This is a genomic window from Alistipes indistinctus YIT 12060 (assembly GCF_025144995.1).
Taxonomy (GTDB): Bacteria; Bacteroidota; Bacteroidia; order Bacteroidales; family Rikenellaceae; genus Alistipes_A; species Alistipes_A indistinctus.
On sequence record NZ_CP102250.1, the window covers coordinates 2,525,970 to 2,547,850 of the forward strand.

Below are 21,881 nucleotides of genomic sequence, written 5' to 3' on the forward strand. Positions count from 1 at the left end.
AAAACAAATTCGCTATGAAAAACTTATTACTTGTGCTCACGGGTGCGCTCCTGTTGCTGATGGGGGGCTGTACCAAAGACCCTGCGACGGGCTCCGGCCAGGGAGAAGTCACCGTTAACCTGACGGCGTCTCTTCCTACGGCGATCCAGAGCTATTCGACCAAAGCGTCCAATCAGGGCGGGATCAACAATGTGACTGACAAAACCCTGCGCTACATTCTCGAGGTGTACGATGAAAGCGGTAATTTTATCATGCGCAAGACCGTTTTCAAGGCTCCCGGCGCTTTTACCGATCCGGCTTCGTTCTCGCTGACCCTGCTGGCCCAAAAATACAAGTTCGCCTTCTGGGCCGATTTCGTGGCTTCGGAAGCCGATGCCGATCTTTATTACAGCACCCTCTCCGCGACCGATCACGGCCTGCAGGCGGTAGCGCTGAAAACCGCCCCTTATGCGATTAACGATGAGGCCCGGGACGCTTATACGGCGACCCTGGATGCGGACCTCTCCTCTTCGTCGCTGAACCGGACCGTAACGCTCAAACGGCCGTTCGGCAAAATCCGCCTGCTGGCTACCGACCTGGCTGCAGCGGCGTCGCAGGGGTACACGCCCACACAGACGAGCATTGCCTATACGGTCGAGCTGCCCACTACGTTTAATGCCCTGACGGGGGCGGCGCAGGCCTCTCCGACGGCCCTGCCTTCGGCAACGGCGGCGATCCTGGATGAGGACGTTACGGGCGGCAAAGTGATTGCGCTGGACTATGTTTTCGCCGGGGTGAAGCCGACGGTCAGCCTGACCTTCTCGGCTTCCGGTACAGGAGGGACGACCGAGCGGGCGATCGAAACGATTCCGGTCGAGGCCAATAAGCTGACGACTGTCAAAGGTGCGCTGTTTACCCGCGGAGCGAACCTGTCTGTGTCGGTCAGCGACGAATTCAACGAGCCGGGAAACGAAATGGAACTGACCGAGGTGAACTCCATCGACGAAGTGGCTACGGCCCTCAGCGGCGGCGATCAGATGCTGGTGGTGAAGGATGAGGTGCAGGAAAGCAAGTCCATCGATTTTTCGGCCGCCTCCACCCCGTATCAGGGAACGGAGACGGTGGCCGTGACGCTGAATGCGGTGGCCTCAGGGGCCGCGGTCACTTTCCAGGCTACGGCTGATGCTCCCAAAAACCTGGCGATTACGATGCCCGAAGGACATTCCGTGACGCTCAATATGCCCAATACGACCGTAACCCTCAACGGTAGGCATTACAGCTCCGTAGATGCGATTACGGCCACCAGCACGCTGATCGTGCCGCGTGACGTTACGGTTGAAAACCTGACCCTGCGCCAGGGCAACGTTAAAATCTACGGTGTCGTGGACAATGTGACCAAGGTCGGGGGCTATGCGGATAAGCTCATCCGCTGCGTGGCTTCGCAGGCCGATCTCGACCGCGCCCTGGCCGACGACAAGAGCGGGTACGATTATTTGCTGATCGAACAGCCCGTTTCGGGACTCGATGCCAAGGGAGCCACCCTCGCCGCACCTTTGGAAATTGCGGCCAATGCCGAGTTGAGCAACCTGACGATCGATGCGCCTGCCGGTAACGGCATCACCCTCGCGGCCGACAATATCAATGTCGTGCTGGACGGGGTAACGGTTCGCCAGAACGAGGCCGATGTCAATGCCGCGCGGAATTGCGCGATCCTGGCCGCCGGTTATAATAATCTGACCCTGCTGGTGAAGAATTCGGACCTGATCGTTCCGAAAGCCAACCAGAGGGGGGTCAATATCCACGGTGCGAAGGACGCTGCGAGTGTTTGCCGCGTGACGCTGGACAATACCCACATAGGCCCGCAGCCGCGAAGCGGCGATCCGGGCAACGTCGCTTACACCCCGGAGCAAAATACGGCGTTTAAGAAAATGTCCGACTCGCGCGGTATCGGCATCGGTGCCCATGCCGGCAATATCATCGTTCGACTGCAGAATAAATCGGTTGTCGAAGGCGTATTTTACGTTTTCAACGCCACGCAGCACAGCGATAAATTCGAAGTGTACGTGGACGACTCGCGCCTGGACGGACGCTGTGCGTTCAACCTGTGGAGCGACGGGGGGAGCGTTATCAACGTGACGAACGGCTCCGAGCTGATCGGGCGTAATCCGTTCCCGGGCCCGACCGAGATATTCGCGACTATCGTGGTCTGCGAGAAGGACGGCAACTGGGCCGGTGCCGCAAATCACGTGATCACGGTGAAGGATTCGAGGATTTACAGCTACAATGATCCGGAGACCGACACCAATATCCAGTATGCGGCACAGTTGCGTTCGCCCCGTAAAAATGTCCTGAATCTGCGCGGTACCACCGCGATTTACGACCAGAGTGCGACGAAACGCTTGCCTTATGCTGTCCAGGTGCAGAATTGGATCAATGAGGTGAACGTGGAACCGTCCGTTGTCATGTACGGCAACGATCAGGCGACGATCGTTTCGCCGGCCGACTGACACGGTTTCGCGTCCCGGGCTGCCTTCGGGAGCATACGGGCGTAAACTTCAACTGACGGTTACTGTAGTTTCGATAATAGTCCGATAGAATCGCTTCAATGGTTACCGTCCGTTTATGGAACAGGGACCGGATTTCCGAAGGGAATCCGGTCCCTGCTTTTTCAGATCAATCTGCGGGATTTGCTTTTTGAGGAGAATCCTGTTCAAGTCAATATTCGTTCCAGCTTTTGATCTGGATCTCGTCCGGGGCGAGGCGGCAGAAAGCCGTGATGAAGGCGCTTGCGAGCCGGGCGTTCGTGATCAGCGGGATGTTGAAGTCGATCGCGCTGCGCCGGATCGTGTAGTCGTTGTTCAGCTCGTCTTTCGAGAGGTTCTTCGGGATGTTCACCACCAGGTCGATCTTCTTCTCCTTGATGTAGTCGAGCGTGTTGGGCTGCTCGTTCTGGTCGGGCCAGTGCAGTACCGTCGCATGCACGCCGTTCAGTTCGAGGAAGGCCGCCGTACCTTTCGTCGCAAAGATGTTGTAACCTTTTTGTTGCAGGGCCTTCGCCGCCGAGAGCATGTCCATCTTCGAGCGCGAGTCGCCGGTCGAGAGCAGGATGTTCTTTTTCGGGATCGCATAGCCCACCGAGATCATGCTCTTGAGGATCGCCTCGTGGAAATCCTCGCCGATGCAGCCCACTTCGCCGGTCGAGGCCATCTCGACGCCGAGTACCGGGTCGGCCTTTTGCAGTCGCGAGAACGAGAACTGCGGCGCCTTGATGCCGACATAGTCCAATTCGAAGGCCGATTTGTGCGGGACTTCGGGATCGACTCCCAGCATCACCTTCGTCGCGATGTCGATGAAGTTTACTTTCAGCACCTTCGAGACGAACGGGAAACTGCGCGAGGCGCGCAGGTTGCACTCGATCACCTTGATCTCGTTGTCCTTGGCCATCAGCTGCATGTTGAACGGGCCGGAGATGTTGAGCATCCGCGCCACCTCGCGGCTGATCTTCTTGATGCGGCGCATCGTCTCGACATACATCTTTTGCGGCGGGAAGACCATCGTCGCGTCGCCCGAGTGGACACCCGCGAACTCGACGTGCTCCGAGATGGCGTAGATCAGCACTTCGCCGTCTTTGGCCACTGCGTCGATCTCGACCTCTTTCGCGTGTTCGATGAATTCGGTCACTACCACCGGATACTGTTTCGATACGCTGGTGGCCAGCGTCAGGAAATGTTCCAGTTCGGAGCGGTTCGAGACAACGTTCATCGCGGCGCCCGAGAGGACGTACGACGGCCGGATCAGCACCGGGAAACCCACTTCGTCGACGAATTTATAGATGTCGTCCATCGTCGTCAGCTCCCTCCAGCGCGGCTGGTCGACGCCGATCTTGTCGAGCATCGACGAAAACTTGTGGCGGTCTTCGGCGTTGTCGATGTTTTCGGCCGAGGTGCCGAGGATCGGCACATGTTCGTTGTGCAGCCGCATCGCGAGGTTGTTCGGGATCTGGCCGCCGGTCGAGACGACCACCCCTTTGGGTTCCTCGAGGTCGGTGATGTCGAGCACGCGCTCCAGGGTCAGCTCGTCGAAGTAGAGCCGGTCGCAGACGTCGTAGTCGGTCGAGACCGTTTCGGGATTGTAGTTGATCATCACCGAGCGGTAACCCTGTTCGCGGATCGTCTTCAGCGCACTGACGCTGCACCAGTCGAATTCCACGGAGCTGCCGATGCGGTAGGCTCCCGAACCCAGTACGATCACCGAGCGGTGGTCGTGTGCGAAATCTATATCGTTCGAAGTTCCGTTGTAGGTGACGTAGAGGTAGTTGGTCTGGGCCGGGTATTCGGCTCCCAGCGTGTCGATCTGCTTGACGACCGGGGTGATGCCGCGCTCCTTGCGGTGGCGGCGGACCTTCAGCATATCGGCCTCGATCTCGTCGGACTTGCTGTGGCTGACCGTACGGGCCAGCTGGAAGTCCGAGAAACCGCGCTGTTTCGCTTCGCGGATCAGTTCATCGGGCACGTCGGCGATACCGTTGTGCTTTTCGAGCTCGCCCTCGATGCAGATGATGTTTTCGAGCTTCTCGAGGAACCATTTGTCGATTCGGGTCAGCTCGTGGATGCGTTCGATCGTGTAGCCCTGTTTGAGCGCGTGGGCGATCACGAAGATGCGTTTGTCGGTGGGATGCGTGAGCGCCTCGTCGATGTCGATGCCGGCGAACGCCTTGTTCGCGACGAACCCGTGCATGCCCTGTCCGATCATGCGCAGCCCTTTCTGGATCACCTCTTCGAAGCAGCGCCCGATGGCCATCACCTCGCCGACCGATTTCATGCTGGAGCCCAACTCGCGCGAGACGCCTTTGAACTTGCCGAGATCCCAGCGCGGAATCTTGCAGACGATGTAGTCGAGAGCCGGTTCGAAGCAGGCGGTCGTACTCTTCGTGACGGCGTTTTTCAGTTCGTGCAGCCCGTAGCCGAGCCCCAGTTTCGCGGCGACGAAGGCGAGCGGGTAACCGGTGGCCTTCGACGCGAGTGCCGACGAGCGGCTCAGGCGCGCGTTCACTTCGATCACGCGGTAATCTTCCGAGTCGGGGTCGAGTGCGTACTGAACGTTGCACTCGCCGACGATCCCGATGTGGCGGATGATCTTGATCGCCAGTTTTCTCAGTTTATGGTATTCGGCGTTCGAAAGGGTCTGCGACGGGGCTACGACGATGCTCTCGCCGGTGTGGATGCCCAGCGGGTCGAAGTTTTCCATGTTGCAGACGGTGATGCAGTTGTCGTAGCGGTCCCGCACTACCTCGTATTCCACCTCTTTCCACCCTTTGAGCGATTTCTCGACCAGGATCTGCGGCGAGTAGGTGAACGCCTTGCTGGCGAGCGTATCGAGCTCCTCGTCGTTGTCGCAGAAGCCTGATCCGAGGCCGCCGAGGGTATAGGCCGCCCGGATGATGACCGGGTAGCCCAACTCGTGCGCGACGCGTTTCGCTTCGGCGACGGTCGTCACGGCTTCGCTTTTGATCGTCTTGACATCGATCTGGTCGAGCTTGTGCACGAACTTCTCGCGGTCTTCGGTGTCGATAATTGCCTGCACGGGCGTTCCCAGGACCTGCACGCCGTATTTTTCGAGCACGCCGCTCTGGTAGAGTTTGACGCCGCAGTTCAGCGCCGTTTGGCCGCCGAATGCGAGCAGGATGCCCTGCGGCCGCTCCCTGGCGATCACCTGCTCGACGAATTCGGGCGTAACGGGTAGGAAGTAGACTTTGTCGGCGATGTTCTCCGAGGTCTGGATCGTCGCGATGTTGGGGTTGATCAGCACCGTGTAGACGCCCTCTTCCTTGAGGGCCTTGAGCGCCTGCGAGCCCGAATAGTCGAACTCGCCGGCCTCGCCGATCTTCAGGGCGCCCGAACCGAGCAGGATGACTTTTTCTATTTTGTTTTGCATAATTCTTGATTTTAAGGCTTTCTCAATCTGGTAATTCCGTTCAGGTGTTGCGCCCGGTTCGCCGGGCCCGCACACGGCCCGGCGAACCGGGCTTACCGTTTTGAGCCGGCGTGATCCCGGATGTTGCGAATGAAGTCGTCGAACAGGAATTCAGTGTCTACCGGGCCGCCCGAGGCCTCCGGGTGGAACTGCACCGAGAAGAAGGGAAGGCGTTTGTGCCGGATGCCTTCGCTCGTACCGTCGTTCAGGTTGACGAAGTAAGGTTCCCAGTCGGGGCCCAGCGTGTCGGTGTTGACCGCGAAGCCGTGATTCTGCGACGTGATGACCGCTTTGTTCGTGCCGACCATCAGCGCGGGCTGGTTGTGGCTGCGGTGGCCGTACTTGAGTTTGAAAGTGGTCGCGCCGGCGGCGATCGAAAGCAGCTGGTTGCCGAGGCAGATGCCGAAGATCGGCTTACCGAGGGCCATCGCCTTTTTGATGTTCGAGATCGTGGCGGTGCATTGCTGCGGGTCGCCGGGACCGTTGGAGAGCATCACCCCGTCGTAATCGAGGGCGGTGAAATCATAGTCCCACGGCACGCGGATCACCGTGGCGCCGCGCGAAAGCAGGCAGCGGATGATGTTGTACTTGCAGCCGCAGTCGACCAGCACGATCTTCATCGGGCCGTCGCCGTAGGTTTCGACCTGCGGCGTACTCACTTCGGCGGCGAGGTTGCGCAGGTTCGGATCGTCGAATGCGGCCGGTTCCGCGCTTCCTTCGACGACGATCTTGCCCAGCATGACTCCCCGTTCGCGGATGATCTTCGTGAGTTGGCGCGTGTCGATCCCCCAGACGGCGGGAACGCCGTTTTCGCGCAGCCATTCTCCGAGGCTTTCGCCCGCATTCCAGTGGCTGTATTCGAACGAGTAGTCCGAAATGACCAACCCCTTAACATGAATACGGTCTGACTCGAAAAACTTGAGCAGACCGTATTCACTTTCTTTTTGGGGAACGCCGTAATTACCAACGAGCGGATAGGTGGAGACCAGGATTTGACCGCTGTAGGATGGATCGGTGAGACTTTCGGGATAGCCTGTCATGGCTGTGTTGAAAACGACTTCACCGGTAGTGGCCGTTTCGGCCCCGAAAGAGTAACCGGTGAAAGTTGTCCCGTCTTCCAGAATGAGACGGGCGGATTTTTTGTCAGACATTCTTTATCAGTAAGTTAAGTATTTATACCACTTGCTGAAACTGTCTTCTTCTCAGAATAGTTTCTGAAATGCAAAGGTACGCAGTGGTTTTTTGTTTTGCAAATCGCACGGGAATTTTTCTCAAAAATCGTTCCGTATCCCGAGGAACTGCGTGGATGGATCGCCGTCGTGTACGGGAGAATGCGCATACAAAATCGTGTAAAAAGTAATGGTACGGGTGTCTGATTTGCGGACAGTTTCGATGATTGCCGCACCGGGGATCTGAATGCCGGTATTCAACCTGTGGAGATTCTGGAGGTGCGGTAGTTTTCCCGGGTTTTGTTACATTTGTGTCGTATATGCTCTCCGTCCGTCAATCGGTGCGGTATGATCCGGGGCATGTTCGCATAATCGATGATAAAAATGTTGACCAAAGCCGAAATACAGACGATCCGCTCGCTCGGGGACAAAAAAGGGCGGAACGCAGCGGGATTGTTCGTCGCCGAAGGGCCCAAACTGGTGACGGAACTGGTTGCGGGTATGGGAATGGCTGCACCGCTCCGCGTGCGGCGGGTGCTGTGTACCGTAGCGGGAGCGGAGTATTTTGGCAAGGCTGTACGCGCTCTTCGGGGAGGCCATGCTGTCGGCGGCCCGGGCGATGTTTTGGGAGAAAGTTCTGGTATCGTCCGGTCGCAAAACAGTGGCATGCAGAGCCCGGGAGGTTGGCACGGCGGTCCGGAGGTGATTTCACACAAGGAGATGGAGCGGATCAGCTCCCTGAAAACGCCGTCGGATATGCTGGCGCTCGTGGAAATTCCCCGGCACGGTTTGTCGGTAAGGGGACTTTCCGGGGAGCTCTCGCTCGCATTGGACGGAGTGCAGGATCCCGGCAATATGGGGACGATCCTGCGCCTGGCCGATTGGTTCGGTATGCGTGACGTGATCTGCTCGGAGACGACGGCTGACTGCTTTAACCCGAAGGTGGTGCAGGCCACGATGGGAGCGATCGCGAGGGTGCGCGTGCATTATGTGCCGCTGGCGCGATGGCTCGGGGAGGTGCGTGCTGCGGGTATTCCGGTGTACGGAACCTTTCTGGACGGCGAACCGATTTACGATGCCGCCCTCTCTCCCGGCGGTGTGATTGTGATGGGCAGCGAAGGGCAGGGCGTTTCACCGGAGGTAGCGGAACTCGTTTCGCGGCGGCTGTTTATTCCTCCGTTTCCGGTAGGTGAACCCACGTCCGAATCGCTCAATGTCGCTACGGCCACGGCCATCGTCTGCTCGGAGTTCCGGCGCAGGGGTTAGCGTTGGGCTTTGACAGTGGAAATCTGTTTTTCCATCGTCTTCGCAAGAAGTGCGACAAGACCTGCCAAACCTTATCAGCCGTCGGCAATCCGACGCCAGAGATGTAAGTCGACGGCGAGATCGGTCGAAGATATACGCAAGAATGTCGCTGTTGCCATGGATTGGACAGATAAAATATTCATAAATTTAATCCAACCAACGGGTGATTTTTTTACATTTGTGAAATGTAGGCTATGTCCTGCGGGTTGCTTTTGCGGACATTCGGATTTGCCGTCCTTCTTGTGTTCCGTCAGGGAAAATGCAGGACGCCCCCGGCTTATGGACGGGTGATTTTCGCGAGGTCTTTCTCCTTTATTATTAATTTGTGTGCGGCCCGGCGGGCCGCCGGATTATTAACGCTGCTTGTCGATGAAAATGATATCGTGGCTTCTGTCTCTTTCGATGATTTGCCCTACGCTTTGGGGAGCGCCTGAATCATCCCCTTTGCCTGCTGATTTAACGGCCGTCCCGTTCGGTCAGGTAACGGTCCGGGACCGCCTTTGGGCGCCCTGGCGTGAACGGATGGATCGGGTTACCTTACCCCATTGTCTGGTGAAAACCGAACCGGCGGTCGAAAATCTGCGCCGCACCGCCCATTTCCTCTCCGGCGTGCCCGACCGGATGCCCGTTCGCAGCCTTTTTCTGGTTTCCGACCTCTATAAAGTGATGGAAGCCGCGGCTTATTCCTTACAGGTCACCCCCGATCCGCTTCTGGAAGCCCGGATGGATTCGATTATCGGCTGGATCGCCGGGGCTCAGCGGTCCGACGGCTATATGTACGAGGCGCATGTTTGCGGGATTCCCGATACCGCCGAGATGGGCAGCCGTCCCTACGAACGTCTCATCTCCAGCCACGAGCTTTATAACATGGGGCATCTCTACGAGGCGGCGGTAGCTTACAGCCGAGCGACAGGAAAGGATCGTCTGTTGGCTGTAGCCGAAAAACATGCGCGTCACGTCAACCGCGCTTTTTTCGAGGGAGATCCGAATTATAACGGCGGTCGGCCCATCAACCATATTTCGGGCCATCCCGAGATCGAACTCGCCTTGTGTAAATTATTCGGGCAGACCCGCGATTCGCTTTATTTGCGGATGGCGCAGCGTTTCGTCGCGATCCGCGGAACCGATCCTCCCGCCCATTTCACTGGCGATTTGAGCAAGAGCCAGGAACATATCCCCTTGCGGGAGCAGTACGAGCCGGTGGGCCATGCCGTTTGCGCCGCCTATATCTATTCGGGGATGGCCGACGTGGACGCTTTGTGCGGGACGCAGCATTACCGCGTACCGTTGGATTCGATCTGGGAGAACCTGGTTCGCACGCGCATCGCTCTGACCGGCGGCCTTGGAGCCGTCCGTGGGTTGGAGGGTTTCGGTCCGCCTTACAGCCTGCCTAACAAAAATTCTTATAACGAGACTTGTGCGTCGGTCGCCAATGTGCTGTTCAATGACCGCATGTTCCGTTCCCGGCATGATGGACGCTATTTCGACGTGCTCGAATGTGCTTTGTTCAACGGTGCTTTGGCGGGGATCAACTTGGCCGGGGATCGATTCTTTTATGTCAATCCGTTGGAGGCGGACGGATTGCAGCCTTTTAACCTCGGACAGAAAGGGCGTTCCTCCTGGTTCGGTTGCGCTTGCTGCCCGCCAAACATCGCCCGCCTGCTGATGCAGGTTCCCGGCTTGATGTATTACCATACCGGACGTGATATTTATTTGACCTTGTACGGGAGCAGTTCGACCGAAGTTCCGTTGGCAGATGGGACGGTAGCCGTGGAGCAGACCTCGGACTATCCATTCTCTGGCGAGTCTACAATCGTATTGACCCCTGCGAACCCGATGACTTTCGCCTTGCGTTTGCGTATCCCCACCTGGGCTCGCGGCGGCGAGTTTTTGCCTGGCGGCCTTTATACCTATGCCGATGCTGCGTCCGGGCGCTGGACCGTCAAGGTCAACGGTAAACCGGTTGATGTTCCCTTGGAAGAGGGCTTTGCCGTGATCGACCGCCGTTGGCGGCCCGGCGACCGGGTGGAACTGTCGTTGCCGATGCAGCCCCGTTATGTGCAGGCCCGTCCGGAAGTCAAGGCGGATGTCGATCGCGTGGCCGTGGTCTGCGGTCCGTTGGTCTATTGCGCCGAGGAGCCCGATAACGGTTTGGTGCAGCGTTATTATCTGTCCGAACTTCCGGCTTTGCGACGGAGCCTCATCGAGGAGGGTTTATTGAAAGGGCTTCCCGCCGTCGACCTCACGGCTTCCCGCCTTGACACGACGGTCCGCTTGCCTTTGCGGCTGATCCCTTATTATGCTTGGGATAACCGGGGCGATCTCTCCATGGCCGTTTGGTTGCCCCGTACCGGGGCGTTGGCTCAGGAGTCCCTGCCCCGCACCGAGAAGAACAAGGTTTGGTTAAAGGAGGTTCGTTTCACCTGTAACGACGACCAGCCCTTCCGGGATGCTATTTTCGACGGTATGACCCCCGAGCGTTCCCACCACCAGGGTTATCCCTGTTGGACTAGCCGGGGGTGTGAGGGACAGTTCCAGCAGGTCGAGTTCCTCTTTACCCGTCCCCGTTCTTTGGCCGGTCTGTCTGTCTATTGGATCAGCGATGCCCGGACGACGACTTTGTTGCCCGACAGCTGGAGCCTGGAATATCTGCTCGACGGGCGGTGGTTGCCTTTTCCTCGTTATGTGACTGACCTCTATGGCCTGGAGGTCGACCAGTTTAACGACGTGCGTCCCGCCGGGGAGTTGGTCTGCGAGGGGCTGCGGATGCAGATCGAGCCACGTTCCGGGCATAGTGTCGGTATGGCCGAAGTCCGGATTGATTTTGTACCCTGATGAATATTAATTTCTGTTAGATTGCTTTAATCCGGATATTCAATACCTTGCTGAAAGTGAAAACGGACAAAGGCTGACAGCTGAATATACGACCTGCGATGAAAGGAAGGTCTTGATAAAGCAAACGATGCGTTATGAAAAGGCGACCCAAATCAACCGCATCAAATGGCATTATTGGATAAACGGTGAATTCCATTCCGTCCAGAATATGGATATGAGGTTGTTCTTTCCTCAAGAATCGGATTCATATCTGCAGTGGGCTGGATTTGAGATCGTCCACAAGTTTGGAAGTTTTGAAGAAGAGGTGTTTAACGAAAGTTCGGAGAAACAGATATACGTTTTAGCCTTACAATAATTAAATCCCGCAACGCCCCGGAAGGGGAACTGCGGGATTGTTTTTTACCGGGAACAGGGCCCGTTCGCATGTTTATCACCTGCTTCCGGAGTGGTTTCCTGACGGAAATGGCGTTGCTGTCCGCGGCGCCCCGGGCCGGCTCTGATGTGAATTCAATGCGATTGCTGGAGTTCGACCCTATTGATGCGCCGGGGTGTTACGACCTGCTGCCGCCTGGAATCCGGCTTTGAGCGATTCGATCGTCTCTTTCACGCTGGTGATTTTCTTGGAAAGGTAAGCGTTGGCCCCTGCGAAAGCATAGCCTCGTGAGAGGTTGCCTTTGGCTGCGTTGTACAGCGCGAGGATGATGCAATAGGGGCTTTTGGTGTAGTCGCAGGTTTTGATGCAGTGGAACGGACAGCGTTTGGGACGCGTAAGGCCGGCCTTGACTTTCCTCAGGAATTCGCCGCCGATCGCCCGGCCCGGCATGCCCACGGGACTCGCGATGATCTCGATATCCTCTTTGCTCGATTCGATATAGGTTTTTTTGAACGTCTCCGAAGCATCGCATTCGGTGGTGGTGACGAAGATGCTACCCATCTGTACCCCGGCGGCGCCGAGCGACATGATGCGGTAGATATCCTCGCCGGTATAGAGTCCTCCCGCCGCAATCACCGGTATCGGGTGGGCGTGCTGTGCGGCAAAACGGTCCGCAGTGGCCACCACCTCCGGGATCAGGCGCTCGAGCGAGAAATTGTCGTCTTCGATCTGGGTATTTTTATATCCGAGGTGTCCCCCGGCTTTCGGCCCTTCGACGACGATCGCGTCGGGCAGGTAGTTGTAGTTGGTTTTCCACTTCTCGCAGATGATATGTGCGGCGCGCGCCGACGAGACGATCGGCACGAGCTTGGTCAAGCTTTTCTCCCCGAGGTACGAGGGCAGGTCGAGCGGCAGTCCTGCGCCGGAGAAGATGATGTCGGCTTTTTCCTCTATGGCTGTGCGTACCATGTCGGCGAAGTTGCTTAGCGCCACCATGATGTTGACGCCGATTACGCCGCTGGTCTTGGCTCGGGCCTTGCGGATCTCCTCGCGCAGGCCCATGATCGAGTTGGTGCGGTAGTCGTTCGAAAATTTGGGATAGATCAGTCCGATGCCGGCGCAGGAAATTACGCCTACGCCGCCTTCGTTGGCGACGGCCGAGGCGAGGCCCGAGAGCGAGATGCCCACGCCCATGCCCCCCTGGATGATCGGGAGCGTGATTTTCAGATCGCCTATTTGAATGCTTTTCATTTGGTTGTGCGGGTATTCATTTGCGGAAATATGCGGTTCATGTACAGGGAAAAAACCGTCCCCCGCCACCTCCGCAGGGTGGCAAGCGAACGTTTCCGGGCGTGTCGGCAGTTTCATGTCGAATAAATAACATACAAATATAGAGCGATAATATGGATGCGCAATCCGTTTTTTTACGATTCTACAACGCCTAAAATGAAAAAAAACCGGGACATCGTAATTACTGTCCTGGTTTTTATTTGGTTACAGATGTTTTGCGAGTTTTGCAGCCCGGTTTTTTTTACGGTTAATCGAGCTTTTTAATGCTTCCCGCCGAAGAGGTATCCAGCGAGGTGATTTTCGGATCGCCTTTGTAGCGGATACCCGCTGCGCTGGAGGCTTGGGCCGAGAGGGTCTGGACGTCGCCCACCGTAATTCTCGAGGTGGAAGAGGCTTTGAGCGTCGCTTTGTCGATAGTGTAATTCTCGCCGTGGAAACCGCTCGCGCTGCTGGTGGTTACGGTAACCTCGCCGACTTTGCCGCTGATGGTCAGTTCGGCACTGCTGCCAAGGTTGAACACGCCCTGCGCGCCGTTGTGGACGATCTCCCCGTCGGCGCTGCTGGTCAGGTCTGCACGCAGCAGGGGCGTGGTGATCGTTGCATCGATTTCGCCGCTGCTTTTGGCATCGATGACTACCCGTTCGCTGGCCGTCAGTTCGAGGTCGTCGATCTTGCCGCTGCTAGAGAGGTCTATTACGACCGAAGCCGCCGTAAACGGGGTCATCGCCTTGATCTCCGCATTGGAAGAGGCCTTCAGGCTTTTCAGGTTTTTAAGGTAGATTTTCGCTTTCAGGTCGTCCTGTTTTTTCGACAGGAAGTTACCGGTGAGTCCCAGCGTAACCACGCCATTGCCGTCGATATTGAAGATCAGCTTTTTTTCGAGTTCAGCGGGAATTTCGATACTGGCCGAAGTCTTGTCCGACTGGTAGATTTCGACATCGAAATTATTGCCGGCGGCGATGCCGGTTATGTTCTGTCCTTCGAAACGGGTCTGGCGTGTCATCTGTGTCTGTGCGGAAGCTGCGGCCGTGCTGAAAAGTGCGGCGGTGAGCAGCGGGAAGAATAATGTCTTTTTCATGAGATGCTCTGGTTTGACGTTTAATTCGGTACTTGTAGTTTTCACTTCAAATGTATGCAAAATTTCCTTTCAAAAGCTATGCCGCTGCCGGATCGTGTCACGGCGGATCCGTTTACCGGCCCACGGCGGAGGCTTTCGAGGTATTCCCGGTTGGGCTGCACTGTCCGGTTCGTTGTTCCCTGAGCATTTGCAGCGATAAATTTATTCTTCTTTGCGAATCTTTGCCGAAGAGGAGGTCGATACCTGCCGCGTTTTCGGGTCGCCTTTGTAGTAGATGGCCGAAGAGCTGCTTGCGGTGGCTTTGAGATCCTGAACGACACCTACGGTAATCCGCGACGAAGAGGAGCTGCCCAGCGTCGCGCTGCCGATGTTGTACCCGGCGCCGCGGAAAGACGCTGAACTGCTGGTGATGATGTTCGCGCTGCCCACTTCTCCGCTGATGTCGATCCGCGAACTGCTGCTCTGGCCGAAAGTGGCGCTCTTGCCGTGGTGTGTGAGCGAGGCGGATGAGCTGCTGCTCAGCGTACAGTCGAGATCTTGGGCTGCTATCTCGGCGTTCGTAAGTCGTCCGCTGCTGCTGAGGGCGAGCCGGACCCGGCCGGTGGCGTTGAGCTTCAGGTTTTCGATGCGTCCGCTGCTGCTGATGCCGAGCTCCGCCGAATTGCCGGTGAGCGGCGTCATCGGGCGGATGCGGGCACTCGACGAGGCTTTGAGGACGCGGAGGCCCGTGATGTAGATTTTGGCCTTCATTTGTGCGCCATTACTTCGGAGGCTGCGCATGATTTCGTTCAATACGTTGTTCTTTTTTTTCCATGAATAATCCAAGCCGAGGGTAACCACACCCTGGCCGTCTATCTGGAAGATCAGGAATTCCTGCAATTCGGCGGGAATCTCGACGATTGCCCGCGTCGTGTCGGACTGGTAAACCTCGACATTGAATGAACTGCCGGCTACGACACCGGTGATGTTGCGGCCTTCGAACCGGGTTTGGCGGACCATCGGGGTCTCCGCATGCAGGGCCACGCAGCCTGCAGCGAGGAGCACGCTTAACAGAAATTTTTTCATAGCGGTATTCGTAATGGTAATTTTAAGTGTTTGTACGGTAAATGTATGTAAATTTAAAATACTATGCAATACATAATAGTTGTTTTTTGAAAAAACGAACGGTTTCCTCCCGTTCCGCCGGAACAGTTTTGTAATATATTCAAGGGCATGGCGGAGCGATTTCCCGGAAGTTTATTATCTTTGTAAGATGGTATCAAAGCGAAAGTCAGATGAGTGAAGCCAAAATAAAAGTCGGTATTACCCAAGGCGACATCAATGGGATAGGTTATGAGGTGATTATCAAATCACTGCTCGATCCGAGGATGTGCGAGTTGTGCACGCCGGTGGTTTACGGTTCGGCGAAAGCCGCCGGATTTTACCGGCGCCAGGTGGAGGATGCCGAGAATTTCAACTTCAATATTATTGGGAAAGCGTCGGAGGCTAATCCCAGACGGGTTAACCTGATCGACTGCACACCGGGCGAGTTGCGCATCGAGCCGGGACAACTGACCGCCGAAGCGGGGAAGGCCTCGATCGCCGCGCTGAAGGCCGCCGCCGCCGATTTGAAGGCGGGGGCGATCGATGTGGTGGTGACCGCGCCGATCAGCAAGGAAAATGTGCATGAGGCCGGATTCGATTTTACGGGTCACACCGAATTCTTCGCCGCACAGTTCGGCGGCGAGCCGTTGATGATGATGTGCAGCGACCTGCTGAAAGTGGGATTGGTAACGATCCATATCCCGCTCGAAGAGGTGAGTCGTTCGGTGACCGAGGAGAAGATACTGGCCTCGCTGCGCGGCCTGCGCAGTAGCCTGATCCGAGACTTTTCGGTGCGCGAACCCCGGATCGCGGTGCTCGCCCTCAATCCCCATGCGGGTGATGGCGGAGTGATCGGAACCGAAGAGCGGGAGATCATCACGCCTGCGATCCGCACCGCATTTTCGGAAGGTATCCTGGCATTCGGACCATTTCCTGCCGACGGCTTTTTCGCTTCGGGAGGATATGCCAGGTACGATGCCGTGCTGGCGATGTATCACGACCAGGGGCTGGCCCCGTTCAAGGCGCTGTCGCCCGACGGCGTGAACTTTACGGCCGGGCTGCCCGTCGTCCGGACGAGCCCCGCGCACGGGGTGGGTTTCGATATCGCCGGGCAGGACAAAGCCGACGAGCAGGCGATGCGCAATGCGATCTACATGGCGATAGACGTCCTGCGCAGCCGGAAGGTGTATGAAGAGATTTCGGCCGATCCGCTGCAGAAGTTCAAGCGTGAGGGAGGTGCCGACGTGTCGGTGGCCGACCTGCCCCAGACCGAGGCGGCCGATTAGGACATTGGGCCGGATGTAACGGTAAATACCGGGCATCGGACTCAAACCGGGAGGGCCGGAAGTACGGGACGCTTGCCCCGGCATCCGGGTTACAGTATGCGAAAAATCAATAAAAGTCTGGCGGGGGTTCCATCTCGTAACGTGGAAACCCGCGAGCAAAACCGATAAAATAAAAACAGATGATTAAAGTAACTTTCCCTGACGGCGGCATTCGTGAGTACGCCGAAGGAACGACGGCTATGCAGATAGCCGAGAGCATCAGCCCCCGCCTGGCACAGGAGGTATTGGCCGCAACGGTGAACGGCAAGGTAAGCGACCTGAACATGCCGATCACGGCAGATGCTCAGATTAAACTGCACAAATGGGATGACGACGAAGGCAAGCATGCCTTCTGGCATTCGTCGTCGCACCTGTTGGCCGAGGCGCTCGAGGCGCTCTATCCGGGCATCAAGTTCGGCATCGGCCCCAGCATCGAGAACGGGTTCTATTACGACGTCGATTCTCCGGTGCCCATTACCGAGGCGGACCTGCCCAAGATCGAGAAGAAAATGGAGGAGCTCGCCCGGAGTAAGGAGACCATTACCCGCCGCGAAGTGTCGAAGGCCGAGGCACTCGACACTTACACGAAAAAGGGCGACGAATATAAAGTGGAACTGATCAGCGCCCTCGAGGACGGTACGATCAGCTTCTACACGAACGGTAATTTTACCGACCTGTGCCGCGGGCCGCACCTGCCTCACACGGGCTTCATCAAGGCGATCAAGCTGACCTCGATCGCCGGCGCCTATTGGCGCGGCGACGAGCACAACAAGATGCTGACCCGTATCTACGGCATCACCTTCCCGAAAAAGTCGATGCTCGACGAGTACCTGGCGATGCTGGAGGAGGCCAAGAAACGCGACCACCGCAAACTGGGCAAGGAGCTCGAGCTGTTTTGTTTCTCGCCGCGGGTCGGGGCCGGACTGCCGCTGTGGCTGCCCAAAGGCGCTGCGCTGCGCGACAGGCTGGAGCACTTCCTGCGCAATGTGCAGAAGCAGTACGGTTACCAGCAGGTCATCACGCCGCATATCGGGATGAAGGACCTATACGTCACTTCGGGCCACTATGCCAAGTACGGCAAGGATTCGTTCCAGCCGATCCATACGCCGGACGACAGCGAGGAGTTCCTGCTCAAGCCGATGAACTGTCCGCACCACTGCGAGATTTACCGTTGGAAGCCGCGCTCGTACAAGGACCTGCCGCTGCGTTTCGCAGAATTCGGCACGGTGTATCGTTACGAGCAGAGCGGCGAGCTGCACGGGCTGACGCGCGTGAGGGGCTTCACGCAGGACGATGCGCACATCTTCTGCCGTCCCGACCAGCTCAAGGATGAATTCATGAAGGTGATCGACATTGTGCTCTATATCTTCAAGACGCTGAGCTTCGACCAGTTCACCGCGCAGATTTCGCTGCGCGACCCGAACAACAAGGAGAAGTACATCGGTTCGGACGAAAACTGGCACAAGGCCGAGTCCGCGATCATCGAGGCGGCGGCGGAAAAAGGGCTTCCGACGGTGGTCGAACTGGGCGAAGCTGCCTTTTATGGCCCGAAACTTGATTTTATGGTCAAGGACGCCATCGGCCGCAAGTGGCAGCTCGGTACGATCCAGGTGGACTACAACCTGCCGGAGCGTTTCGACCTGACCTACAAAGGCTCGGATGACAAACAGCACCGCCCGATCATGATCCACCGTGCGCCGTTCGGCTCGATGGAGCGGTTCGTAGCCGTGCTTTTGGAGCATACCGGCGGTAAATTCCCGCTGTGGTTGTCGCCCGAACAGGTGGTCGTGCTGCCGATCAGCGAAAAATTCAACGAATATGCGCAAAATGTTTCGGATTTTCTAAATAATTGCGATATTCGCGCTCAGGTGGACGACCGTAATGAGAAGATTGGCCGTAAGATACGCGACAACGAACTCAAAAGGATCCCGTTCCTGCTGATTGTCGGAGAAAAGGAACAGCAGGAGGGGCAGGTCTCCGTACGCGTACAGGGCGAGGGCGACAAGGGTTCGATGAGCCAGCAGGAGTTCGCCGCACTGGTGACCGAAAGCGTGAAAAAAGAGGTGGAAGCCTTGAACAAATAGAAAGTTTCAGCGTGTTTAGTGTTTAATTAATCAAGGAGGACAAAGCTATAGCTATTCCAGTAAGAAAACCACAGTCAAGGCCTGGTTTCCGCGGCAGGATGCCGGAAAAAGAGGCAGCACACAAGATCAATAATTTGATTACCGCCCAGCAGGTGCGTGTCGTCGGCGACAACATTCAGGTGCCGACCGTCGTATCGCTGAAGGAGGCATTGGCGATGGCCGATGAGCAGGGGCTTGATTTGGTTGAAATTTCACCGAAGGCCGATCCCCCCGTTTGCCGGATCGTCGACTATTCGAAGTTCCTTTACCAACAGAAGAAAAAAGCCAAGGAGCTGAAAGCCAAAGCTGTGAAGGTTGTGATCAAAGAGATTCGTTTCGGCCCCAATACCGATGACCACGATTACAATTTCAAGCTGAAGCATGCCGAGAATTTCCTCAAGGACGGGGATAAGGTGAAAGCTTATGTCTTTTTCCGCGGCCGCCAGATCGTTTTCAAGGATCAGGGAGAAATCCTGCTGCTGCGTTTTGCCACCGACCTCGAAGAGTGGGGTAAGGTGGAGCAGATGCCCAAGCTGGAGGGCAAGCGGATGATCATGATCCTCGCGCCGAAACCGAAAAAATAGTTCTGTGCCGTTGTCTGCGGCGGAGCGCTTGAAAACCGTAATGTCTTCGATGTCCACCAGGAGTATCCCGGTGCAGTGAATTGTCGTAGGGATGCGGACATCCGGTGCTGCGTCGGGAATCCGGATGCTTTCGGAGCATCGGGGTAGCGACGGACCGGTATACGATAAAAGATGCCCACCTCCGAAACGAGGTGGGCGTTTGTGTATCCGGGTAACGGGGCATGTGTCCGGGCGGCCCGGATTTGGATTTTACCGGAATCTTGTTCATCTTTACGCTACGGCTTTTTGCGATTACCGGTTTGTTTACTGAGCTGCACCGGTCGTGTTTCACGGACTCAAAGTATGTAAATTTAGGAAAACGATGAATCGGAAAAGAATATGGTGCGCGGCGGCCGTGCTGGCTGTGCTTTGCGTTCCTGTCCGGGCGCAGGATTGGCAGAGCGCCTTGAAAAGCGTGGCTTCGAATGTTGCGGATAAAGCAACGGGCGGGGCGCTGACACAATTGGCACTGGTTGCTACGTGGAACTATATGCAGCCGGGGGTAAAACTCGAGAGCGACAATGCCGTGGCCGACTTGGCCGCATCTGCGACGACCGCGTCGTTACAGTCCAAATTGGCCGGTATCTATGAGAAGGCGGGGATTAAAAGCGGTTCCTGTTCGGTGACCTTCAGCAAGGACAGCACGTTTTCGCTGGTAATCGGTTCGCGCACCCTCAAAGGTACTTATGCGTTCGAATCGGCGACGCACGGCATCACGCTCACTTTTTCGGGAAGCGGTGAGCTTCGCAAATTCGGTGCGATGCACGGTTTCGCCTACCTGAACGGGACGGACCTGCAGTTGCTCTTTTCGGCCGCTAAAGCGCTTTCGCTCGTACAGCAGGTCGGGGAGAAGGCCGCTTCTCTGAACTCTTCGCTGGCGACGGTGAACAGCCTCGCATCGAAAATCGACAACCTCTATCTCGGCTTCGAGTTTGCCAAATAAAGCGGGTTATTTCGCTGTAAGATTTTATTCCGGCCGGTCCGGACCCGTTTTGCAAGGTATTTCGGGTGCGGTTCGTCGGGGAGATTTCGTCGCATATAGGGCGGTTTTAACGGAGTTGTTCGTATGAATGTTGAAGAGTTCAGGGAATATTGCCTTTCGTTCAGGGGTGTTCGTGAGAAAATGCCGTTTCCGAATGTTGCCGATCGGTATAGCCGGGATGTGCTCTGTTTTTATGTCGGGGACAAATGGTTTTGTTTCGTGAATGTCGCGGTTTTCGATTTTTGCTGTATCAAATGCGACCCCGACCGGTCGGGAGAGTTGCAGGCTCGCTACATGGGGATCCGTCCCGGTTGGCACATGAACAAAAAATATTGGATCAGCGTCTATTTCGAGCAGGATGTCCCGGACAGCCTGATCCGCGAATTGGTGAAGGCTTCGTATGACCTTGTGGCCGGCAGCCTGACGAAAAAAGAGCGAGAAGAGCTGGATTCGCTTTAGCCGGTTGCCGTTGCGTGGGAAACGGATTATCCTTTGTTGAAGTGGATCGAGCCGTGATGTATACGTGGTTTATATGGAAAAAGGCACCTTTCGCTGGAAGGATGCCTTTTTGTATTGGTGTCCGGTCCGTCGGGAGCATATTCCTGTGGGCCGGTTCGTTGTCGTTTTTCTATTTGTTTTTCTTCTCTTTCTTTTTTACCTTCTTCGTTTTCCTCTTTTTTTCTTTTTCCTCGCGTTTTTCCGTGTCGCTGAGTAGCTTATTTTCCGCTTTGGTCTGCAATTTGGCTAAACGTTCCCTGCCTTTTTTGCAACCGGTTCCGTCTGTGCAGCCTCCGCATTTTTTGCAACCCATAACTTGCAGGTGAACGTTAGAATGCGTTGATCGTCTCACGGATGCGGCAAAGGCGCGTAAGCAATCCTTCGAAGCGGTCGAGCGGCAGCATGTTCGCACCGTCGCTTTTCGCTTCGGCCGGGTTCGGATGCGTCTCGATAAAGAGTCCGTCGGTACCTACGGCCACCGATGCACGTGCGATCGTTTCGATCATCGAGGGCAGTCCCCCGGTGACTCCGCTGGTCGTGTTGGGTTGCTGCAGCGAGTGGGTGATGTCCATCACCACCGGGTACCCGAGCGCCTGCATCGTGGGGATGCTGCGCATATCGACGATCAGGTCGTGGTAACCGAAAGTCGTGCCGCGATCGGTAAGCAGGATGTTCGGGTTGCCTGCGTCGTGCACTTTGCCGGCCGCAAAAGCCATCGCTTCGGGGGCAAGGAACTGTCCTTTCTTGATGTTGACCACCTTCCCCGTCTTCGCGGCGGCTACCAACAGGTCGGTCTGGCGGCAGAGGAATGCCGGGATTTGCAGTACGTCGGCGTACTGCGCCGCTATCGCCGCCTCTTCCGGGTTGTGGATGTCGGTTACGGTCGGTACGCCGAATTCGCGGCGCACTTTGTCCAGCAGTTTCAGCGCTTTCTCGTCGCCGATGCCGCAGAACGAGTCGAGGCGCGAGCGGTTCGCTTTGCGGTACGAAGCTTTGAAGATGTAGGGGATCTTCAGTGCGTCGGTCACGGCACAGGCCTTTTCGGCCACGCGCATCATCACCTCTTCGTTTTCGACCACGCAGGGGCCGGCCATCACGAAGAACATCCCGCTGCCAAGATGCTTCAGGTTGGGAATATGGTTCAGGATCGGGTTCATCGTATTTCGGATTAAGGGTTTAAAGTCGGGTCGGGTGTATGGTTCGATTGCAGATCAGGGGATAAAACCGGACTGCGTTTGTCGTTAT

The 21,881-nt window shown here is 56.6% G+C and carries 15 protein-coding genes and 1 pseudogene; 9 read left to right on the top strand and 7 right to left on the bottom strand.

The genetic code is table 11. The features are described from left to right. Nucleotides 1-14 precede the first annotated feature (14 nt). Nucleotides 15-2,486, top strand: coding sequence for a DUF6562 domain-containing protein (locus tag NQ495_RS10380; RefSeq protein ID WP_009133187.1), 2,472 nt, complete (start codon nucleotides 15-17; stop codon nucleotides 2,484-2,486). Between the two features lie 208 nt (nucleotides 2,487-2,694). On the opposite strand, the gene carB is transcribed toward NQ495_RS10380, so the two are convergent. Beyond that, nucleotides 2,695-5,913, bottom strand: coding sequence for a carbamoyl-phosphate synthase (glutamine-hydrolyzing) large subunit (carB, locus tag NQ495_RS10385; protein WP_009133188.1), 3,219 nt, complete (start codon nucleotides 5,911-5,913; stop codon nucleotides 2,695-2,697). A 92-nt stretch (nucleotides 5,914-6,005) separates the two neighbouring features. After that, a complete protein-coding gene (carA, locus tag NQ495_RS10390) occupies nucleotides 6,006-7,103 on the bottom strand; it encodes a glutamine-hydrolyzing carbamoyl-phosphate synthase small subunit (RefSeq protein ID WP_009133189.1) in 1,098 nt (365 codons plus the stop codon). A 402-nt stretch (nucleotides 7,104-7,505) separates the two neighbouring features. Between carA and NQ495_RS10395 the strand changes: the two genes are divergently transcribed. The 3 genes and pseudogenes from NQ495_RS10395 to NQ495_RS10405 all read left to right on the top strand — a co-directional run. Continuing rightward, nucleotides 7,506-8,387, top strand: coding sequence for a TrmH family RNA methyltransferase (locus NQ495_RS10395; protein WP_009133190.1), 882 nt, complete (start codon nucleotides 7,506-7,508; stop codon nucleotides 8,385-8,387). A gap of 561 nt (nucleotides 8,388-8,948) precedes the next feature. Further along, nucleotides 8,949-11,261, top strand: a complete 2,313-nt coding sequence (locus NQ495_RS10400) for a glycoside hydrolase family 127 protein (RefSeq protein WP_040294132.1) — start codon at nucleotides 8,949-8,951, stop codon at nucleotides 11,259-11,261. A 10-nt stretch (nucleotides 11,262-11,271) separates the two neighbouring features. Next, a pseudogene (locus tag NQ495_RS10405) lies at nucleotides 11,272-11,616 on the top strand (class I SAM-dependent methyltransferase); the annotation flags it as partial. A 177-nt stretch (nucleotides 11,617-11,793) separates the two neighbouring features. Here NQ495_RS10405 and NQ495_RS10410 read toward each other — a convergent pair. The 3 genes from NQ495_RS10410 to NQ495_RS10420 form a co-directional block, all read right to left on the bottom strand. Next, entirely contained in the window at nucleotides 11,794-12,885 is a 1,092-nt protein-coding gene (locus tag NQ495_RS10410) for an NAD(P)H-dependent flavin oxidoreductase (protein WP_040294327.1), read from the bottom strand. Between the two features lie 286 nt (nucleotides 12,886-13,171). Next, on the bottom strand, nucleotides 13,172-14,002 hold the full coding sequence (locus tag NQ495_RS10415) for a GIN domain-containing protein (RefSeq protein ID WP_009133195.1): 831 nt from the start codon (nucleotides 14,000-14,002) through the stop codon (nucleotides 13,172-13,174). Nucleotides 14,003-14,203: 201 nt separating this feature from the next. Then, nucleotides 14,204-15,067, bottom strand: a complete 864-nt coding sequence (locus NQ495_RS10420; protein ID WP_009133196.1) for a GIN domain-containing protein — start codon at nucleotides 15,065-15,067, stop codon at nucleotides 14,204-14,206. A 209-nt stretch (nucleotides 15,068-15,276) separates the two neighbouring features. Here NQ495_RS10420 and pdxA point away from each other — a divergent pair, with 209 nt between their 5' ends. The 5 genes from pdxA (at nucleotide 15,277) to NQ495_RS10445 (ending at nucleotide 20,597) form a co-directional block, all read left to right on the top strand. Beyond that, on the top strand, nucleotides 15,277-16,371 hold the full coding sequence (gene pdxA, locus NQ495_RS10425) for a 4-hydroxythreonine-4-phosphate dehydrogenase PdxA (RefSeq protein WP_009133197.1): 1,095 nt from the start codon (nucleotides 15,277-15,279) through the stop codon (nucleotides 16,369-16,371). Between the two features lie 179 nt (nucleotides 16,372-16,550). After that, nucleotides 16,551-18,494, top strand: coding sequence for a threonine--tRNA ligase (gene thrS / locus NQ495_RS10430; RefSeq protein WP_009133198.1), 1,944 nt, complete (start codon nucleotides 16,551-16,553; stop codon nucleotides 18,492-18,494). A gap of 98 nt (nucleotides 18,495-18,592) precedes the next feature. After that, nucleotides 18,593-19,117: a translation initiation factor IF-3 gene (gene infC / locus NQ495_RS10435; protein ID WP_009133199.1), complete on the top strand. Its 525-nt coding sequence runs from the start codon at nucleotides 18,593-18,595 to the stop codon at nucleotides 19,115-19,117. 361 nt (nucleotides 19,118-19,478) lie between these two features. Further along, nucleotides 19,479-20,099: a DUF4923 family protein gene (locus NQ495_RS10440; RefSeq protein ID WP_009133200.1), complete on the top strand. Its 621-nt coding sequence runs from the start codon at nucleotides 19,479-19,481 to the stop codon at nucleotides 20,097-20,099. Nucleotides 20,100-20,222: 123 nt separating this feature from the next. Beyond that, nucleotides 20,223-20,597, top strand: a complete 375-nt coding sequence (locus tag NQ495_RS10445) for an MmcQ/YjbR family DNA-binding protein (protein ID WP_009133201.1) — start codon at nucleotides 20,223-20,225, stop codon at nucleotides 20,595-20,597. A gap of 169 nt (nucleotides 20,598-20,766) precedes the next feature. On the opposite strand, the gene NQ495_RS10450 is transcribed toward NQ495_RS10445, so the two are convergent. Both NQ495_RS10450 and kdsA read right to left on the bottom strand, forming a co-directional pair. Continuing rightward, nucleotides 20,767-20,949, bottom strand: coding sequence for a hypothetical protein (locus NQ495_RS10450; RefSeq protein WP_009133202.1), 183 nt, complete (start codon nucleotides 20,947-20,949; stop codon nucleotides 20,767-20,769). Between the two features lie 16 nt (nucleotides 20,950-20,965). Next, nucleotides 20,966-21,793 carry a 3-deoxy-8-phosphooctulonate synthase gene (gene kdsA / locus NQ495_RS10455; RefSeq protein WP_009133203.1) on the bottom strand — a complete coding sequence of 276 codons (828 nt, stop codon included), beginning with the start codon at nucleotides 21,791-21,793 and terminating at the stop codon, nucleotides 20,966-20,968. Nucleotides 21,794-21,881 lie beyond the last annotated feature (88 nt).

What these genes read in the sequence shown, in the direction of transcription:
- NQ495_RS10400 (WP_040294132.1), top strand. Translation starts at nt 8,949, where the DNA reads ATGGATCGGGTTACCTTACCCCATTGTCTGGTGAAAACCGAACCGGCG.
- NQ495_RS10410 (WP_040294327.1), bottom strand. Translation starts at nt 12,885, where the DNA reads ATGAAAAGCATTCAAATAGGCGATCTGAAAATCACGCTCCCGATCATC.
- NQ495_RS10445 (WP_009133201.1), top strand. Translation starts at nt 20,223, where the DNA reads ATGAATGTTGAAGAGTTCAGGGAATATTGCCTTTCGTTCAGGGGTGTT.
- NQ495_RS10440 (WP_009133200.1), top strand. Translation starts at nt 19,479, where the DNA reads ATGAATCGGAAAAGAATATGGTGCGCGGCGGCCGTGCTGGCTGTGCTT.
- NQ495_RS10415 (WP_009133195.1), bottom strand. Translation starts at nt 14,002, where the DNA reads ATGAAAAAGACATTATTCTTCCCGCTGCTCACCGCCGCACTTTTCAGC.
- infC (WP_009133199.1), top strand. Translation starts at nt 18,593, where the DNA reads ATGCCGGAAAAAGAGGCAGCACACAAGATCAATAATTTGATTACCGCC.
- pdxA (WP_009133197.1), top strand. Translation starts at nt 15,277, where the DNA reads ATGAGTGAAGCCAAAATAAAAGTCGGTATTACCCAAGGCGACATCAAT.
- NQ495_RS10380 (WP_009133187.1), top strand. Translation starts at nt 15, where the DNA reads ATGAAAAACTTATTACTTGTGCTCACGGGTGCGCTCCTGTTGCTGATG.
- carB (WP_009133188.1), bottom strand. Translation starts at nt 5,913, where the DNA reads ATGCAAAACAAAATAGAAAAAGTCATCCTGCTCGGTTCGGGCGCCCTG.
- kdsA (WP_009133203.1), bottom strand. Translation starts at nt 21,793, where the DNA reads ATGAACCCGATCCTGAACCATATTCCCAACCTGAAGCATCTTGGCAGC.
- carA (WP_009133189.1), bottom strand. Translation starts at nt 7,103, where the DNA reads ATGTCTGACAAAAAATCCGCCCGTCTCATTCTGGAAGACGGGACAACT.
- thrS (WP_009133198.1), top strand. Translation starts at nt 16,551, where the DNA reads ATGATTAAAGTAACTTTCCCTGACGGCGGCATTCGTGAGTACGCCGAA.
- NQ495_RS10450 (WP_009133202.1), bottom strand. Translation starts at nt 20,949, where the DNA reads ATGGGTTGCAAAAAATGCGGAGGCTGCACAGACGGAACCGGTTGCAAA.
- NQ495_RS10420 (WP_009133196.1), bottom strand. Translation starts at nt 15,067, where the DNA reads ATGAAAAAATTTCTGTTAAGCGTGCTCCTCGCTGCAGGCTGCGTGGCC.
- NQ495_RS10395 (WP_009133190.1), top strand. Translation starts at nt 7,506, where the DNA reads ATGTTGACCAAAGCCGAAATACAGACGATCCGCTCGCTCGGGGACAAA.